Genomic DNA, 19,195 nt, shown 5'->3' on the forward strand with positions numbered 1-19,195 from the left:
GCTCCACCCTGGATGCCAGCCACAGCAGCGATGGCACTAAGTCCGGCAAGGTCACCGTGCAGGCGCTGGCCACCGATCAACAATTGGCAGGCTGGACCAGCGCCAATGCCAGCATCACCGTTAACGGCCTGATCAAAGGCCGCGATATCGTCATCGACGCGCAGAGCAAGGCGATCATCAAGCCACTGTGGGCCAGTAGCCTGCTCAGCCTGGACAACCTCACCGCGTTCGGCACCCTGTACGACTCGCTAAACACCTACAACCGCGACGACTTCAAGTCGATGCTGGCCAGCGACCCGGGCAACTTCAGCGAGCTATTGGCGCTGCAAGATTTTATCGGCCTGCAAGTGGTCAGCTCGGATGCCAAGGTAACGGTCGGCGCCACCGCTGACTTGAAAGCCAGCAATAACCTCAGCCTGACCGCCAGCAGCACGCGCCATATCGACAGCAATATCAATGGCAAAGTGGAAGGGCTGAACAGCCTGATTCCTTTTGGCCTGGGCCTGACCTACGGCAGCCTGAAAGGCATCACTTCGGTGGAAGTGGCCAGCGGCGCCAAGCTGACTGCCGGCAATGACCTGCTGCTGCAAGCCAGCAGCGACAACGTGCTCGACCTGGAAACCAAAGCGGTCAACAGCCATGACGCGCAAGGCAACGCGCTGACCACCATGGGCTTTGCCTTTGGTATGGCGGTGACGGATCTGGATACCCACGTCACCGTCAACAAAGGCGCGGTGCTGGATGTCACCCGCGATATCACCGCCCGTGCGCTGGCCGAGCAGACGCTGATAAACAACGTGTCCTTCGAGGCCGTGGGCCTGGGTGCCAGTGGTGGTCCGGCGCTGGCTCTGTCGAATTTCAAGAGCAGCACCCAGAGCCAGTTCAACGCAGACCTGAGCAAGGGCCGTAACCTCAACGTCAGTGCGCTGGACATCATTTACGAGCAGGCGGCCAAGGCCGAGGTCAAGGTAGGCAAGGGCACTTCAGAGTTCTTGTTCTCCAAGCTGACCAGCCCTTCCATCAGCTTTATTACGCCGAAAATCACCAGCCTGCTGGGCCTGACCCTGGACGAAAGCAAGCCTACCAATGGCAGCAGTTTGCGCGTCGGCTCGGCCGTGGTGATCACCCAGGCGACCCACAACGCCCAAGCCCTGTTGGGTGCCAGCGGCAGCAGCACGTTGAGTGTGGATGTGAGCGGTGACGTCAGCGTGCAGGCCCTGCAGTACCAGGCCAGCTTGCGTAACACCGCCTCCAGCACCATCAACTCCAACGTCAAAGAAAAAGACACCACTGCCCGCTCCATGAGCGTGGCCATGGTCTACAACGAGCTGCACCAAAACACCAAGGCGCTGATCGGCGATAACGTCACGGTTAAAGCCAGCCATATCGGTGTGGGCGCGAAAAACGAATTGCCGATCAACGATAAAGCCGGTGAGGCCTTCACCGGCCTCAACGAGTGGAGTTCGTTGAGCGATGTGTACAGCGGCTTGAAGGATATGGTCAGCGCGCTGTCCAGCCCTGGCGACCTACCTAGCCAATACGCCAACGCCACCGGTGAGGCCGACAAACTCGGCCTGGCCGGCGCGGTGTCGGTGATGAAGAACGATATCAACGCCGCCGCCTGGGTCGGTGACAACAGCAGCCTGACCACCAGCGGCACCGGCGCCTGGAGCAGTGAGCTATGGCGCGACGTGGACGGCAACGGCACGCTGCTGAAAACCTGGACCCTGCAAACCGATAACTGGAGCCACAAGGCCCTGGCCAGCGGCGCCAACAACTGGGCCGCACCGGTCAGCCTGTTGGCGGAAAACCGCGTGGAGCGCTTGGCCGTTGCCGGTAACTTCGGCATTGCCCTGTTTGGTTCCAAGTCGGAAAAGGGCAGTGCCGTCGGCGCTGGCTTGAACATCATTTTGCATGACAGCTCCGCCGTGGCCGGTATCGGTGCCGGCACCCACGTTAGCACCAAGGCGCTGTCGGTTGCGGCCAAAGAAAAAGACCTGATCATTGGCATCAGCCCGTCCGCTGGCAAAGGCCCAAGCGCCGCCGGCAATGGCTCGTTGGTGCTGAGTTTGCTCGACACCACGGTCAACGCATCGATCAACAACGGCGCCACCATCAGCGCCGAGCGTGTCGATCTGGATGCCAAGCATGTCCTGGGCCTGTGGAGCGCGTCGGGCGCCTTGGGCTTCTCCGAAGACACCGGCGTCGGTATTGGCGTGGCGGTTAATCAGGTGGATACCGACGTTGAAGCCTTGGTCGGCGACAACCGCGCCTGGCGTGCCTTGAGCGGCAGCGGTGCCTTGGGTGTGTCGTCGACCTGGACGGTTGATGAACTGGATATGCAGGCCTTGTCCCAGGGCCAGAGCGGTGCTTTCTCCCTGGCCGGTGGCGTTGCGCGTACCGACAAGGAAAAACAGGACGCCGCCACCGCTAACCAGGACGCCTCCGGCGGCGCGGCGAGCAAAGCCACCACCTTGCTTGGCTCGGTTACCCAGGGCCTGAGCAATGTGCTGGCCGAAGCCAAGGCCAAGTGGAACCAGGTGAAAAACCTGCTCGACGACGACCCCACTCGTACCGGCGATATTCCCGAGTCCGCCTTGGCTGCGGCCGGTTCGGCCAGCGTTAACGTATCGCGGCAAAATACCCGCGCGCGTCTGGCCGATATCGTGCTCGACCCGCGCGACCCGGCGGTAAAAGGCAGCAAGGTCAACGTGCTGGCGCTGAACCAGACCCACCAGTTTGCTGGCTCAGGTGCCGGGGCATTGACCCTGGCAAAAAACGGCAACCAGTCGCAGACCAGCTCGGCACTCTCCGGCGCGATTGCCGCCAACTTGCTCGGCAACGTCACCACGGCTGAGGTGGTTAATACCACGCTGAATAACAACGACCTGCTGAAAGTCTATGCCGCCACCGATGGTGACCTGATCGCCATGGGCCTGGGCCTGGCGGTGGCCACTTCGGGTTCGCAGTCCAACGATTCGAAAGCCATTTCCGGCTCGTACGCACAATTTAAAAACACCACCCATGCCCAGGTGGTGAACAGCACGGTTACCGGCCGCCAGAGCGCGCCAAGCACCATTCAAGTGTTGGCCTATGACCGTTCCCGTTCGCTGATTGGCGGCGGTGCCTTTGCCGGTGCCAAGGGCGCCAACGGCAGTGCCTATGGCGCCTCGGTCACCCTAGCCTTGCTGGCCAATACCATTAGCGCCGAATGGCTGGGCAGCACCGCCAGCAAATTCGCCACGCTGGATGTTGGCGCCTACAGCGCTACGCAAACACTGCTGGCCGCGTTGGGCGTTGCTGGCACGTCTGGCGAAGCCGGGGCGGCGTCGATTTTTGCCGGTTACCTGGATAACCAAGTGACTGCCCGCGTCGATGGCTATACGCCAAGCGGCGGCGTGCTGAAAAAATCCAGCCTGACCGGCGGTGCGGTGAATGTGCAGGCGCGCAGCGTCTCCGACCTGACCGAGCTGGACAGCAAGTTCGACAGCAATGCCGCAGGCACCCTGGCCGGCACCAACTTGGGCTATGAAGACAGCCTCAGCAGCATCGACGCCAGCGCCACCACCACCGACGGCAGCGACGCCAACAACGACGGCAAGTACGATGGCGCCACCACGTCGCTGTTTGATGGCCATGTGTCCGGCGAAGCGCTGTTGGGCATTGCCGGCTCCGTGGCCATTGGCAGCAAAAGCGCAGGCGGCGCAGCCTTTGGTTTGATCTATGCCGGCAGCGATTACCTGGCGAGCATGGGCAATGTCACCACCGACTTGTCCGGCGCGCTCAAAGTCGAAGCCTTTAACGCCACCGAAGTGCTGGCTGCCGCAGTGGGTTTTGCCGGTTCAGGTAAAGGCGCTTCGCTGGGGTCGGGCACGGCCGTGGTCGACCGTGGCACGGTGACCGCGCAGATTCTCGGCACCGCCAGCGCACCGCTGACCATCAAAGCCAAAACCCTCGACCTGAGCGCCCAGAAAGCCGGTGGTTATTACTCCCTGGCTGGCGCCATTGCCTTTGGCGGCAAAGGCGCAATCGGTGGCGCGGTGGCGATCACCGATATTGAACAAACCGTATTGGCCCAACTGGCCTACGTCACCGCCACCTTGGACGGCACTGCCAACGTGATTGCCGCGCAACAAAGCCAGATCCGCAGCGTGGCCGTAGCCGGTGCTGCGGGTTCCGGCGGCACTGCCCTGACCGGCTCGGTGAGCTACAACCGCATTGCCGGCGCCACGCAAGCGCTGCTCAACCAGAGCAATTTCACCGGTAAGGCCCTGAACCTGTATTCCACCCAGCCGGGCCTGAGCAACAGCATCTGGGCCGCCGCGGGCAATATTTCCCTGGCTGACGGCGGTGCGGCGATTGGCGCCGCCTTTGCCACCAACCTGCTGACCGGCACGCGCAGTGCCACGTTGAAAGACAGCACGGTCAACCTGACCGGCGACTTGAATGTGCAGAGCGGCCTGGATGGCGAAATCTACGGCATCGCCGTCGGTGGTGCCGGCGCCAGCACTGGCGCGGTGAATATCTCCTCGGTCAATAACGTGATCCAAGGTAAGGATTACGCCGGCATCGAAAACAGCACCGTCACGCAAACCGGCGGCAGCGACCTCAGTGTGCAATCCAGCACCACTGACGGCCTGACCATCGGCTCGCTGGCCGGCGCCGTGACCTATGGCGGCACCGGCTCGTTTGGCGCGGCGTCGGCGGTCAATGTGATCAATGTCGACCGCACCGCGCAGATCACCGATTCCAGCGTTAGCGGTTTTGATAAGGCGCTGGTGCGAGTGGGCGCCGACCAAGAGGTCAACACCATTTCCGTCACCGCCGGTGGCGGCGGTGATATCGCCGTCAACGGCGCGGTGACCACCAGTGTGCTCAAGGGCACCGAGCGCGCCACTATTGTTGGCAGCACCGTCGGTGCTAACTCTCTCGACGTGCGCGTCGAAGGCGACCGCACCATTAATGCCCTGGCTGCCACCGTCACCGGTAGCGGCGGTTTGTCGGTGGGTGCGGCGGATGCCAATAGCCTGATCAGCGTCACCCGCGAAGCACGCATTGGCAGCAGCACGCTAAACCTGGCCGATGTGCTGAACGTGCAAACCAAAGGCTCAATGGCCGTGCGCTCCGCCGCTGTCGGCGCTGGTGGTGCAGCCAATGCCGCCGTGGGGGCCTCGGTGGCCGTCAACCTGCTCGATGGCAAAGACCTCGCCACCCTGAGCGGCGTTACCCTGACCGGCGCTGACACGGTCAATGTGCTGGTGGAAGATGGCAGCGCCACGGTGAAAACCCTCGCCGGTAACGTACAAGGTGCCGGCACCGGTGCGGGCGCTGGTGCTGTGGCCGTCACCCAGATTACCCAGGAACGCAAAGCGCTGATCGAAAACAGCAGCCTGACCCTGGACAGCACTGCCAGTTTCACCAAGGTCACCGTCTCGGCGCTGACCACCGCGCAAATCGACACCCTGGCCCTTAGCGGCGCCGGTGCCGGCACTGGCGCGGCGGTGTTCTCCAACACCACCAATCTGATCGGCGCACTGACCACCGCCGCCATCGACACCAGCAAAGGCAACGCTGACAACATTCTGATCAGCGCCAAAGACGACTCCACCATCAACTCCCTGGCCGGTGGCGCTGTTGCCGCTGGCAGCGTGGCGGTGGGTGTGGCGGCAGCGGTTAACCGCATTACCAACCAGATTGAAGCGCGTCTGTCCGGCAATAAAGACCTCAGCGCCTGGACCGTTAAGCAACTGCTGGTGACGGCGGGCTCCGAGGCCGATATTCAGTCGGCGTCGATCTCTGCCGGTTTCTCTGGCACCGCTGCGGTGTCGGCAGGCGTGGCCAGCAACCTGATTCAAACCTCGAGCAAAGCGCTGATCAAAGATGGCGCGTTGGTCAACGCCCAGGAAGACATCGGCGTACTGGCCAATAACCGCGACGTGATCCGTTCCGCCGCGCTGGTGGTAGCCGGTAGCGGCAATGCGGCAGTGGCCGGCCTGGTCACCGTTAACCAATTGGAAAGCAGCACCGAAGCGGGCATCTCTGGCACCGCCACCCAGGTTGATGCCTTGGGCGGCGGCAGCAATGGTCTGTCGGTGGATAACGGCATTCTCAGCAATGCCCCGGATGTGAATAGCTGGTCCGACGCGCAACAGTTCAACCCGGTCCTGGACCTGAAAACGGGCCTGGAAACGGTGCACGGCCTGGCCGTGCGCGCCGGCTCGTTGCAGCAGCTTGGCCAGTTGAGTTTGAGCACCGCCGTCAGCTTGGTGCCGATTGCCAGCGCGGCCATTTCCGGCCTGAGCAACACCAGCCTGGTGGGTGGCAAAACCAGCGCCTATATCGATGGCGCCAAGATCAACCAAGACAGCAGCAACGCCTCCAGCGCCAGTGCTGCTCAGCAAGTCAGCGTAGGCGCCGCCAGCCATAGCTTTACCTTTGGCGGCGTATTTAGCGGCGCGGTATCGCTTGGTGCCGCAGCAGTAGCGGCCGCCATCGACACCACGATCATGAGCCGCGAAACCACCGCGCGCCTGAGCAACGTCATCCTTGATAGCCGTGGTGAAACCCTGGTACGTGCCAACTCCACGCAAGCAGCGAGCAATATCGTCACCACCCTGGGCGGTGGCATTGTTGGCGTGGCCGGCAGTGGCGGTGTGCTGATCGTCAAGGGCAGCACCCAGGCGCTGGTGAATACCGGCAGCAAACTCGATGTGGGTTCGCTGAAGCTCAATGCAGCGGCGCTCAATCGTCTGTCGCCGAACGCCGGCACCTTGTCCGGCGGCGCAGTGGGCGTGGGTGCCAGCGTGGGTTACGCCAGCAACCAAAGCTTGGTGCGCGCCTGGATTGGCGAGCAAGCCAGCGGCGGCTCGCGCACCAGCGTGGCCAGCAGTGGGCAGATCAGCGTTGATGCCAACACCATCACGGGCGTGCGTGCCAATGCCATCAGCGCTTCGGGCGCAGGCGTAGCGGTGGCCGGTTCCACCACTGTGGTGATGTTGGAAAACACCACCGAAGCCGGTGTCGGTTACGCCGATATCGGCACCAGCAGCACCTATGCCGGTGGCCTCAGCGTCAGCGCCAAAGACCGTCTCGATGCCTTGCTTAATGGTGGCTCGGTCGCTGTCGGTGGCGCTTCTGGTGGCGCCGCTGCCAGTGTGCTGGTGGCCAACAGTGCCACCCGCGCGCAGATGCTTAACAGCACGGCGTACCTGGCCAACCAACTGACCATCGACGCTCAACGTGAAGTGGATGCGCGCCTGACCACCGTCACCGGCAGCCTGTCGGCATCCTCGTCGCTGGGTGGCAGCATCGGCTTGCTCCTGCTTGGTTCCGGCGTACTGACGCAGGAAGGCAGCAACCCGCTGGATGAGCTGGATAACGGCGGCAACGGCACCCTGGCGCAGAGCGACAAACTCAGCTCTAAAGGCAACGCCAATCTGGATTATCAAAAGGTCAATCTGCCAAGCGATGGCAGCCGCGCCACCTTGGTGACCACCAGCAACAGCAGCGACACCGCGCGCCTGACCGCGGCCACCACCAACGTGGCGGTGAAGTCGCGCCTGCAGAACACCAACTACAAGCAGGAAACCGTCGCCCGCGTCAGCGCCAGCACGGTGAAAGTGCAGGGCGCCAGCAACGTGACTGCCAGCGACAAGCTGTACTCCAGCAACCTCGCCGGCAGCGTAGTGGCCGGTGGTACTTCGGCGTTTGGCGCCGGTATCGCTTACACCTTGTCCAACGCACGGGTTATCGCCGAAGTGGTCGGCGCTAGCCTGACCACTGGCAGCCTTAACCTCAGCGCCCTGGCGCAGAGCTTGAACAGCTCGCCAGCGGTCAACGTTAAAGCCGTTACCGGCGCTGGTGGTCTGGGCATTGGCCTGGGCGCGGCGGTCGGCGTGGCGGTACTGAACAACCTGGTAAACGCCAACCTCAGCGGCACCATTGCCGCCACTAACGCCTTGAATGCCTCGGCCAGCGATAAGCAGGGTCTGGATGTACAAGCGCTCGGCGTAACCGTCGGCGGCCTCGGTGGCGCTGGTTTGGTTCTGGGGGTGGCGGCGCATAACAGCACGGTGGCCACCAGCGTGGCCGCCAGTTCCACCTTGAGCGGCAGCGATATTGGCCTGAGCGCCAGCTCGCAAGCGCCGGTCAGCCTGAAAGCCCAGGGCGCGGCAGGTGGCTTGTTGGTCGGCCTGAATGCCGCCGTGGTCAAAGCCTCGGACCAGAGCAGCGCTGCCGTTAGCGTTGGCGCCAACGCCAAGCTGACCGCCAGCAATGCCCTAAGCCTGAAAGCCGAAGCGACGCCGCAACTGAAAGCTGAAACCCTCAGCGCTGTGCTTGGCGGTTTGGTATCTGCTGGCGCCTCGGTGATCGACGCCCTAGCGAAAACCAGCACCAGCGTGATCCTTGGCAGCGGCACACAGTTGCAAGGCAAGAGCGCGCTGCTTAGCGCGCAAGTCACCCAGAACGGCAGCAACGACACCGTCAATGTGCACGGTTTGGGCGTCAGCGGCGGCTTGGGCGTATCGGCTAACGCCGTGGTCGCCACCGCCCGCAACGAAAGCACCAGCCTGGTACAGACCGACGCCAGCAGCCAGTTTATTGGCCTGAGCGGCGGTAACTGGACGTTCAGCGCCGGGCGCAGTGTCAGCCAGCGCGCCGCTGCCGAAGGTTATGCCGCCGGCTACTACGCGGTCGGGGCTACCGTGGCCAATGCCAGCGCCACCGGCAGCACGCAAGCGCTGGTCAATGGTCGTTTCAGCGGCAACATGGGCACCCTTACCGTCAGCGCTACCGGCGTGGTTGATAACCTCGCCAGCGCTGCGTCCGGCCAAGGCGGTTTGATCAGCGGCGCAGCAGCCGTTGCCACCACCAGCGATAACAGCACGACCAAAGCGCTGCTGTATGCACGCGGTAAAGATGACAGCGTGGCCAACCGCGATGCGCTGTTCCAGAAGGTGCTGTTCAGTGCCCTGCACCAGAGCAACTTCAACGCCTTTGTCGACAGCGTTAACGCCTCCCTGGTCGGTGCCAGCGGTGCCCACGCCGGCAACTCGCTGAACCTGACCACCAGCACCGAGTTGGTCGGCGGTTCACGGGTTAACAGCTACGCCTACGAGCAAAGCGCCAAGGCGCTGGTCACCAAAGCCCAGAGCAGCGATTACAACGTCAAATCCGGTTCCGGTGGCGTCGTGGATGCCGCCGCCGGGCAGAGCATTTCCACCATCGCCCTGGATACCCAGAGCCTGATTGGCGCGGCCACCTACCTGCACCTGATCGGCGACTTCCGTGTGCCGGTGAATATGCTGGTGAGTGCCTATAACAAGGTCACCGCCTACGACAAAGTGCGCCTGGACAGCGGCGGTGCCATTGCTATCGCCCTGGCCAAGTCGCAAGTGGATGTGACCAAGGCCAACGCCAAGGTCAGCGTTGGCGCCAATGCCGACATGATGAGCATCGGCGATATCGTGCTCAGCGGCAGCGGCGACTACCTGATCGACACCGCCGTAACGGCAAAAACCTGGGGCCTGGCGGGTGCTGCGCAAGGCAATAGCCTGGCGCGGGTCAACGCCAACTACGACGTGGTGCTGGGCAGCAATTCGACCCTGCTTGGCTACGGCGACATTCGCCTGTACGCCGGTCAAACCGTCAGTGGTTTTGCCAACCAGGCGACCCTGACCGCGCGCACCGACCTGTGGAACAACACCGCCTTCCCGGTTTCCACCAAGCCGAACGCCGACGCCACCTACAACCGTAATGCCACTATCGATGTGGCCGTGGGTAGCCAGGTCAACAGCGTCGGTGATGTGTTCGCTTACGCCGATAAGGGCTGGGGCAACCTGCTGGGCAAAGGTGTAGCCAAAGACCTGTACACCGAAGCGCTGAGCTTGCTCGGCCTGTCGGTGGAGATTGAGTCGGGCAGCACCACCAACAATTCGCTGGGTGTGGTGCGTGTCGACGGGGCATTGAACGCCGGTTATTTCAACAAGCGTTCGGTGGTGATTGAGGGCCTGGAATACAAGGTCAACGGCGTCAGCAAAACCCTGGCTGAACTGGCCAATATGACCCTGACCGACAGTGACGCGATCTCGGTGACACCCAAGGTGATCACCAGCGACACCAACATCACCTACCACCTGGAAACCGGCGTTTATTCGCAGTACATCACCGCGCGCCTGGAGCAGTTGGCCAAGCAACTGGTCGGTTACGGGCTGTCGGCCGTGGAACGCACGGCGATGACGGCCGAGCAAACCATTCTGCGCAAAGCCCTGGATGCGCTGTACACCGAAATGGGCGGCAACACCGGCAGCGGCGCCACCCTGGCCAAAGATCAGAGCATTGATATTTTTGTTCTCGATCCGATTCTGGCCAAGCCTGGCAACGTGCTGGTCACTGGCGACGCCCTGGTTGGCGGCGGCAAGCTGCGCGCCCCTGGTGATGCGCAGATTGAAGTGATCAATAACAGCTCGGCCTTTTTGCGCCTCCTTGGCCTGGAAGTGCCGTTTCGCGAAGGCGGCCAGTTGCTGTTTAACGATGCCTCGATGAGCACCGCCACGGCGATCAATACCGCCAACGCCACCGGCTACAAAAACCAGGCGAACTTCACCTCCATCACCGTTTCCGCTACCTCGCCGGACCCGGTGATCAAGGTGGTCAATAACTACAACCCATCCACCGGGGTCACCGGCGTCGATGGGCTGCGCGCACCGGCGCCAGACATTTATGTTGACGGTCGTATCTTTAACCAGCGCGGTCTGGTTAGCGTCGAGGCCAAGTACGGCAGCATCTACGCCAACTACGATATTCGTGGCAAAACCTTGGCCATCACCGCCGGCCGCGACTTCGTCTTGAACTCGGAGAACCCGTTCTTCCACGCTGGCGGCGACCCGGCCACCAACTACACCACCGCCGCCGACGGCAAAATGACCCTGACCGCGCCGGCGGCAGGCTCGGGCACCGTGGTCGGCAATAACGTGGTGATCACCGCGCAATACCTGAACATCAATGGTCTGATCCAGAGCGGCGTGCCGGTGTGGACCGTGACCATCGACAACAGCAGCGGCCTGGCGGCCACCATCGCCGCTGGCCAAGCGGCGTATGACGCCAAGACCGGCCCGGCATTTGTGCAGCTGAAAAGCCGCAACGTACGCACCGGCGAGTTGGGTTACGGCTACGACTTCAGCAGCAAAACCATCGTGCTCGATTCGGTGGACGTGGCCGGCGGCTATATGGAGCTCACCGGCTACATCATGAGCACCGGCAATGGTCAGTTGAACGTGCTCGACGGCTACAGCCAGGTACAGATCAAAAACAACACCGGCTACCAGATCGGCCTCAGCCAGATCGACCTCGGCGCCGGCACCGAAGGCACCTTGCGCCTTAACGATGTACGCCGCGACAGCAACGGCAACGAGTACGTGTGGTCGTCGATCTACACCCGCGATCTCAACGCCGCCACCGGTCTGTACAACATCATGCTGCGCCAGGGCGACAGTGCCAGTGTGCTGACCCAGGCCAACGTGCGTATCAGCGATGGCCGCACCACCAGCTACGCCCCGGTCACTGATCGCTCCTACACCTGGCTGACCGGCCAGGACCGCGTCAGCACCACCATCACCACCTACTACAAAGACAGCTTCTGGGGTGCGTTCAATGTCGGTGATGGCACCGTCTACGGCACGCCGATCGTGAAAAACTCCGCCGAGCGGCCGATTGATGGTGCCGAGTACATGGGCAGCGACGGCAACGTGGCGTCCGGTGAGGTGAAGAAGGCCACCGAGGTTTACAACAACGGTGATCAGCCCCATACCTCCACCCGCGACTGGACCACCTGCGAGAAGAAATTCATTTGGTGTCAGGTCAAGCGCAGCTGGCTGGAAACCACCGTTGCCCAAGGCCAGAAGGTGATCAACCGCTTTACCGTGGCCGCCGATAACCCGATCAATATCCAGTTCACCGGCTCCGACACCGGCCTGATCGACGTGGCCTCGCAAGGCAACGTGGTGCTGCTGGGCTCGCTGTTTAACCAAAACGGCAATACCACCATCCAAACCAATGGCGCGCTGATTCAAAGTGCAACGGGTGCGGTGGTGCAGGCGAAAAACCTCACCATCGACGCCGGTACCGGCATTGGCAGTGCGGCCCAGGCCGTGGTGGTGCAGGTGAGCAACTTGCTCTCCGCCAAATCGTTGAAAGGCGATGTGTCGTTCAGCGGCCGTAACGGCGGCTTGACCATCAGCCGCATGGACGCGCTGGGCGGCAACCTGAGCATCAAGGCCCAGGGCACTATCACCACCCAAGGCGGCGCGGTATTGCGCGGCCATGGCATCAGCCTGATTTCCACCCACGGTTCGGTGGGCGCTGCCGGCGCCCTGGTGAATATCGACACCAACACCGACAACGGCGCCATCAGCAGCTCGCCAGCCAGCTTGAACGCCGCCTCGGTGGGCGGTGTGTTCCTTAACGAAACCAGCGGCGACTTGCTGGTGGACCAAGTGATCACCGGCGGCGATGTGCACCTTAAGGTGGCCAACGGCGACATCCTCGATGGCAATACCTCGTTGTCCTACGACGAACGCGACCTGACCAAACTGCGTGCACTGTGGGCCGATATGGGCCTGACCGGCGCCGCAGCCGATGCCGCCCTGATCGCGCAAAAAGCGCAACTGATCAAAGCCGGCCAAGCCAGCTACGAGCGCTACTGGAACCTGCGCGGCGGGCAAGTGTTTGACCTTGACCAGGTGGCCTTTAGCAGCGAGCAAGTGGCACAGATGCAAGGCCTCGGCTTGACCGCCACGCAGATTGCCGCTGAACAGGCGCGGGCCAATGCCGACTACCTGGCCTTGCACGATCAGTTCGGTGGTGCGGTGTACGACAGCCACTACAGCTACGCCCTGACTACTGCCGAAAACGCGGCGTTGGACAAAACCGCCAAATGGAGCGAAGAGCAGCTGCGTTACTCGCTGTCGTCGGCGCTGGTTAACCGTGGCACCGACACCCAGGTGAAGGTGGAGAAATTCAACATTCAGGGCGCCAACGTTACCCTGCAAGCCAATCGTGTCGGCAATGTGCTGGCCAACGATGTGCTGGTGGACTTGAACGTCGGCGTCGCCAACCTGACCCCGGCGCAGCTCGCGGCCCTAGGCGGCGCGGAACTCGATGATGTGTATGTCGATGACCCGAGCCAGCCGAACAAGCTGCGCATCGTTCAGCGCGATGACATCAACGTCAGCGCCAGCGGCAACATCACCGTTACCGCTGCCCATGACGTGTACCTGGGCGGTACGCAAGACTTCAATATCTACAACGTGCAGGGCGATACCGTCCGCATCAAAACCGACGGCAATATCGAAAGCGCCCGTGGCAGCAATGTGGTGGTTACCGGTAGCGACGTGGTCCTGGAATCGTCCAGCGGCACTATCGGCGGCAAGGGCAGCCTGAACATCAACGTCAGCGGCGACCTCACGGCTCGCGCGGCCAAAGCCATCAACCTGACCCAGGCCGGCAACCTCAGCATTCAGCGGCTGACCACCGGCAACGGTGCGCTGACCCTGAATGTCGGCGGCAACCTGATTGGCGCCGGCCTGAGCGGCGAGCACCTGTTGGCCGGCGGCGATATCAACCTGAAAGTCGGCGGTACTGCCGGCTCGGCAGGCCAGCGTATTCAGCTCAGCAGCCAGACCGACAAGATCGACCTGGATGTGGATGGCAGCGCGTATATCGGTGGCCTGCAAGGCGCCAACCCGCAGCCGGGCACCCTGAATATCCGCACCGCCGCAGTGGATGGTCTGCTCGATATCGGCCAAACCAACAGCGTCAGTCAGAGTGGCAATTGGACCCTTGGCGCGCTGCTGATGGACCTGGGCAGCAACTGGACCATGGCCACCGGCAACAGCGTGACCGCGGCCACCAGCCTGCAAGCCACCCTGGGCAATAACGCCAACCTTGGCGCCCTGACGGTAACCGGCACGAACGGCAACCTCGCGCTCACTGCCAAGACCTTGCAAAGCAACGCCAACGGCGCGTTGTGGAGTGCCGACAGCGTCAGCCTGACCAGCAACGGCACGCCAAGCGCCAGCGGCGATATCGGTGCGGCCAGCCGTTACCTGCGCGTGCAGGGTAAAGACGTTAACGTCAGCGCCAGCGGCCAGCTGTTCCTTGAACTGGCAGGCGGCGTTACCAGCGGCAGCCTGGTAAGCCATGGCAACCTGACGCTGCAAGCGCTGGGCAACCTGACCCTGGCCAAGGTGCAAAGCCAGACCGGCGCTGTGCAACTGCGTGGCCTCGGCGTGCTGAACATTGGCGACCTGCTGGCCTACAACAACATTGATGTAAACGGCAGCGGCTTTAGCCTGGCTACCGGCAACGTGACCAGCGACCACGGCAATGTGCTGATGGATATCGGCGGGGCGTTTAGCGCCGATGCGGTCAATGCTGTGGATGGCGTGTGGAGCCTGAAAGCGGCCAGCGCGGATATCGGTACGGCCATCGTTGGCACCAGCGGCAGCGGTCATAACGTCACCATGGACCTGCTCGGCGATCTGCGCCTGGATAGCCTGACCACCAACGGCCCGTGGACGTTGACTGGGGCCAACGCCCGCGTCGGCAGCGCAAGTGTTGCCGGCCTTACCTCGCTCACCTTGAGTGGCGATCTAAAGCTGGCCGCATTGACCAGCGGCGACGATGCCACCCTGTACATCGGCAGTGGCTCGGACATCGGGGCGTTGGATGTCACCGGTGATCTCGACCTGAATGTGGCCGGCGTACTGGATATGGACTCGGCCAGCAGCACCGGCAATACCGTGCTGCACCACCGTGGTGTGGCGGGCACGACATTGCGCTACGGCGACCTGGTGGTCGATGGCACACTGAGTGTGAACGGCCTGGGCGACTGGACCGGCCACGATGCCACGGTAGTCGGTGATGCGCTTTACGATGTCGGCAGCGCCGACCTGCACGCGTTGCACAGCAGCACCGGCAAGCTCTCGCTGAAAGCCCGCGACCTGTTTGCGGCAGATAAGCTGGACAGCGATACGCAGTTTATTGACCTGGTATCGGGCTCGGCGGATCTCGGTGTGGTCAATGCCCTGACCACCTTGACCGCGCTTACCAACGGCAACCTGACCATTCTCAAGGGCTACAGCGGCGGTGACCTGAAGCTCACCACCAAGCCGGGTTCGCTAGGCACCATTCGTTTTGGCGTGCTGGCCGATCCGCTTGACCCGACTGTGCTGGACCCAAGCAACTGGCACCTGAAGTCGGCCGAAAACGTCTACGTCGAAACCGATGGCGATGTATTCGGCGGCAATGCCGAAGCCAACAAACAAGTGGTGATCAAGGGCCGCAACTTGTTCTTCGGCCGCGTGCAAAGCCTGGATGAGGATGTGTTCCTGCAAAGCACCGGTTTGCTGGCCAATGGCGACGGCGATATCACCGGCCTGAAAGTCGAGGCCAAGCGTGATGTGTCGATCATTGCCAATGGCGACCTGTCGATGCCGGAAGTGAAGTTTGGCGGTAAGTACTCGCTCAAGGCCGGTCGCGATCTCACCGTGGGTGTGGGGGGTGATCTGGACCTGAACGGCGATGCCGAAGCCGGCCGCGACCTGAGCTTTATCATCGGCGGCGCGGTAAACCTGACCAACGTGACCGCTGGCCGCGATGCCAGCATTGTGTCCGGCAAGTTCATCACCATTGCCAATCTGGTGAAGGCCGGCGGCAATATCAGCATGACTGCGCAGGATGGCGCGATCACCGTTGGCAATATGACCAATGGCACCGGCGGTATCGTCTCCACTGGCTTGCCGTACAACGGCGTGAGCCAGACGGGCGATATCGTCTTGAACGCCTCTGGCAATATCAGCACGCCGCTGCTCACGGCGGGTGCGGGACATATTTCGGCGACGTCTGGCGGGGTGATGAAGGTTAACGACCTGGCCTCCAGCAGCTATATCGATTTGCTCGCGCGCGGTCTGATCGAAGTGAAAGGCACCAGCTCCAGCCTGGGCAACCAGAGCTGGCGCTCCACCGACGACAGCATTTTCTTTGATCGCCTGGTCGCCGGCGGCCAAGTGCTGCTCGACAGCCTGACAGACACCCGAGGCCGCGTGCTCAGCGCCGATGGCGACGCCCGTATCAACGCCGGTTGGCGCAACGGTGTGGCCAGCAACGCCAGCATCGTGCTCACCAAGGCCACTGCGCCGACCTTGAGCCTGTGGTCGGGCAACTTGATTCGTGTGGCCGACGCCAATATCGGTAACTCGGTGGATATGCACGGCGCCGATATCGAGCTGTACGGCCGCCACACCGGCGCTGGCCAACTCAATCTGTGGGTAGAAGGTAGCGGGGCGGTCAACGCCACGCGCCTGGTCACTAAGCTGGATGCCGCCGATATCGTTTCGCCGCGTCTGCATGTGGTGGATAGCACCATCACCAGCAGTGGCGCGAAAGTCGACTTGCGTGATGCCTCGGGTGTGGACTTCCTCAAGCTCTACACCTCGGCGGCCACGGTGCTGATGGATAACCTGACGCCGCTCTATCAGCCCACTGCCGATGTGCAGCTGTATGAGCTGGACAAGGCCTTCCAACTGAAACAGGACGCCATCACCAGCACCACCGACGCCTATGTACTGCATCGCAAGTACACGCACTTGGTGCTGCTGACCAACTTCAGCGAAACCCATGCGCCAACGCCTGCCGAAACCGGTGTGACCACCCAGCGCACTACGGCGGCAAGCTTTAGTGAGCAGATGATGTCGCGCGGCTCCAGAGAGCAGTCGGGTGCATCGGCCATTGGCGGCACTAACGTCGTCAGAGGCACCAACGGCGTGACGGGTGACTGGAAGGCCAATTGGAGTAAAGGGCGTATGGAATCGCGCATGAACATGAATGATGACAGCCAGCAACCGCAATACAGCGTCGTGCCCGGCCAAGAGCAAACGGACGGAGCGACCAAGTGGGATCTGTAAGCGTGCGGGTGAGCCGTTGCGGTTTAGCGTGGGTGTTGATGGCAAGTGTAGGGGTGGCCCAGGCCGCCACCTTGCCCAGCGGTGTGCCGGCCGGGATTCCCGGTCAGCTTGACCCGACCCTGCAACGTCAGCAGATCGAGCGTATTCAGCAACAACGCAACGATGACGAGCGGGCCAAGCGTGTCGAGGTGCCCGCGCTACGCGGTGAGATGCCGGAGGATCAGGTGCTGCCTTCGCAAGGTGAGCAATTTCAGCTCAGCGGCGTGAGCTTTAACGCCTCGATGTTTCTCAGCAAAGAAGCGCTGGAAAGCATCGCCAAGAAGTACCTCGGGCGGGCCATCAGTTTTGCCGACCTCAATGCGCTGCTGCGTGAAGTGAACGCGCTGTATGAAAGCCAAGGGCAGCTTACGGCACGAGCAATTATTCCGCCGCAAGGCTTGGAAAACGGCGTGCTGAAAGTAGTGCTGGTGGAAGCCAAGGTCGATGGCGTGGCCTGGCAGGATCGCAAGAATGTTGACGAAGGTTTCTATCAGGACCGCCTGGCAATAAGCAAAGGCGAAACCCTCGATAGCACCGCGCTGATGACCTCGATTCAGCGCTTTAACGCCACCACCCCAGGCCCGCAGGTGAGCGCCAGCCTGGCGCCGGGGCAGAGCTTTGGCACCACGCGCGTTGATCTGCAGGCGTTTGAACCGGACCCGTGGCAGTGGTCGCTGTTCGTCAATAACTACGGCAACGAAAGCACCGGCCGCGAGCAATACGGCGGCACCCTCAACTGGTTCTCGCCCACAGGCGTAGCCGATGCCCTGAGCGCTGTCGCGGTGGCCACCGATGGCTCGCAATACGGCAGCCTGCGCTACAGCCGTCCGGTAAACCGCTACAACGGTGTGGTGTATGTGGAGGCGGGGGCCAACACCCTGCAAATCCAGACCGGGCCATTGGCCGCGTTGGATATCGAAGGCGAATCGCAAACCTACGGCCTCGGCTACGACCATCCCTACTGGGTGGACGAACACTGGCAATGGCTCGGCGGCGTGGGCTACAACCACCAGGAATCGGAAACCACCATTGAAGGCCTGAGCCTGAGCGAAACCAGCGCCGATGAAATGCTGCTCAAAGGCCAGGTGGAATACCGCGATGCGCCCTGGTATGTGCGCTACGAACAACGCCTGCGCCAGGCCAATACCGACAACCAAACCACCGGCGAAAGCGGCAGCTACCAGCTGTTAAATGGCAGCGCCTACGTGAGCCGTAATATCGGTAAGGAATTTCTGATAGTGGGTCGCTTCGGTTGGCAATACGCCAGTGATACTGAGACCCTGCCGTCCACTTTGCTATACCAGTTTGGTGGCATCAGCAGCGTGCGCGGTTATGACCCTGGCGTGATCGCCGCGCCACAAGGCATGACACTGAACTTGGAGAGTTACTGGAACATCAGCGAGCGCTGGCAGCCGTTTGTGTTCTTTGACTATGGCAGGGCGATGGAGCTGGGCACCGCCGATGTCGACCTGCAAAGCGTCGGTGCCGGGCTCAACTTCAACTGGGGCAAGCATTTGAGTATCAGCCTGGTGGCCGCCAACACCCTGAAAGACGTGGTGGCGGACCAGGACAGTGGTCAAGTGCTGGCCCAGATCGTTATCCGTTAATTCATCTTTTTTGGAGTTTTTTTACATGACCACTCTGTTGCTTTACAAAGAAATCAAAGCGCTCAACCGCGACGAACACAAAACCCTCAAGCTCGCTGGCCTTAACAACAGCGATTTCGCCGCCAGCACCCACCTGGTGCCGGTAGCCGGTCTGGAATTCTTCCAAGCCTCGCGTCACTACCCCATCGTCTTTATCGGTGAAGGCGAAAACGCCATGCCGATCGCCCTTCTGGGCCTGAAAGAAGGCCACAACGGCTACGTCGGCGCCGACCAGCAATGGGCCGAAAACACCTACATTCCTGCCTTCGTGCGTCGTTATCCGTTTGTACTGGCGCAAGACGGCGCGGAAAACTTCACCGTATGTTTCGACGCCGCCTACCCGGGCTGGAATGAAGCCGAAGGCCGTGAGCTGTTCACCGAAGAAGGCCAGAACAGCGAATTCCTCGAAGAGATGATCCAGTTCCTGCAAAACTTCACCGCCGAAATGGAACGCACCCGCCGCTTTGTCGCCAAACTCAACGAACTGCAACTGCTGGCGCCGCGCACCTTGAAGCTCAGCCACACCAGCGGTGAGTCGTTTGTACT

General features: G+C 61.9%; 3 protein-coding genes. All 3 read left to right on the forward strand.

Annotation, left to right across the window (positions count from 1 at the left end):
• Positions 1–56: 56 nt before the first annotated feature.
• Positions 57–16,964, forward strand: coding sequence for a hypothetical protein (locus tag AAAB16_RS19705; protein WP_340664854.1), 16,908 nt, complete (start codon positions 57–59; stop codon positions 16,962–16,964).
• A gap of 38 nt (positions 16,965–17,002) precedes the next feature.
• Positions 17,003–18,610 carry a ShlB/FhaC/HecB family hemolysin secretion/activation protein gene (locus AAAB16_RS19710; protein ID WP_340664855.1) on the forward strand — a complete coding sequence of 536 codons (1,608 nt, stop codon included), beginning with the start codon at positions 17,003–17,005 and terminating at the stop codon, positions 18,608–18,610.
• Positions 18,611–18,635: 25 nt separating this feature from the next.
• The coding region (locus tag AAAB16_RS19715) for a SapC family protein (RefSeq protein ID WP_340664856.1) at positions 18,636–19,195 on the forward strand (560 nt) is incomplete at its 3' end.

This window comes from Pseudomonas sp. (genome assembly GCF_037994325.1).
Lineage (GTDB): Bacteria > Pseudomonadota > Gammaproteobacteria > Pseudomonadales > Pseudomonadaceae > Aquipseudomonas.

What these genes read in the sequence shown, in the direction of transcription:
- AAAB16_RS19710 (WP_340664855.1), top strand. Translation starts at nt 17,003, where the DNA reads ATGGCAAGTGTAGGGGTGGCCCAGGCCGCCACCTTGCCCAGCGGTGTG.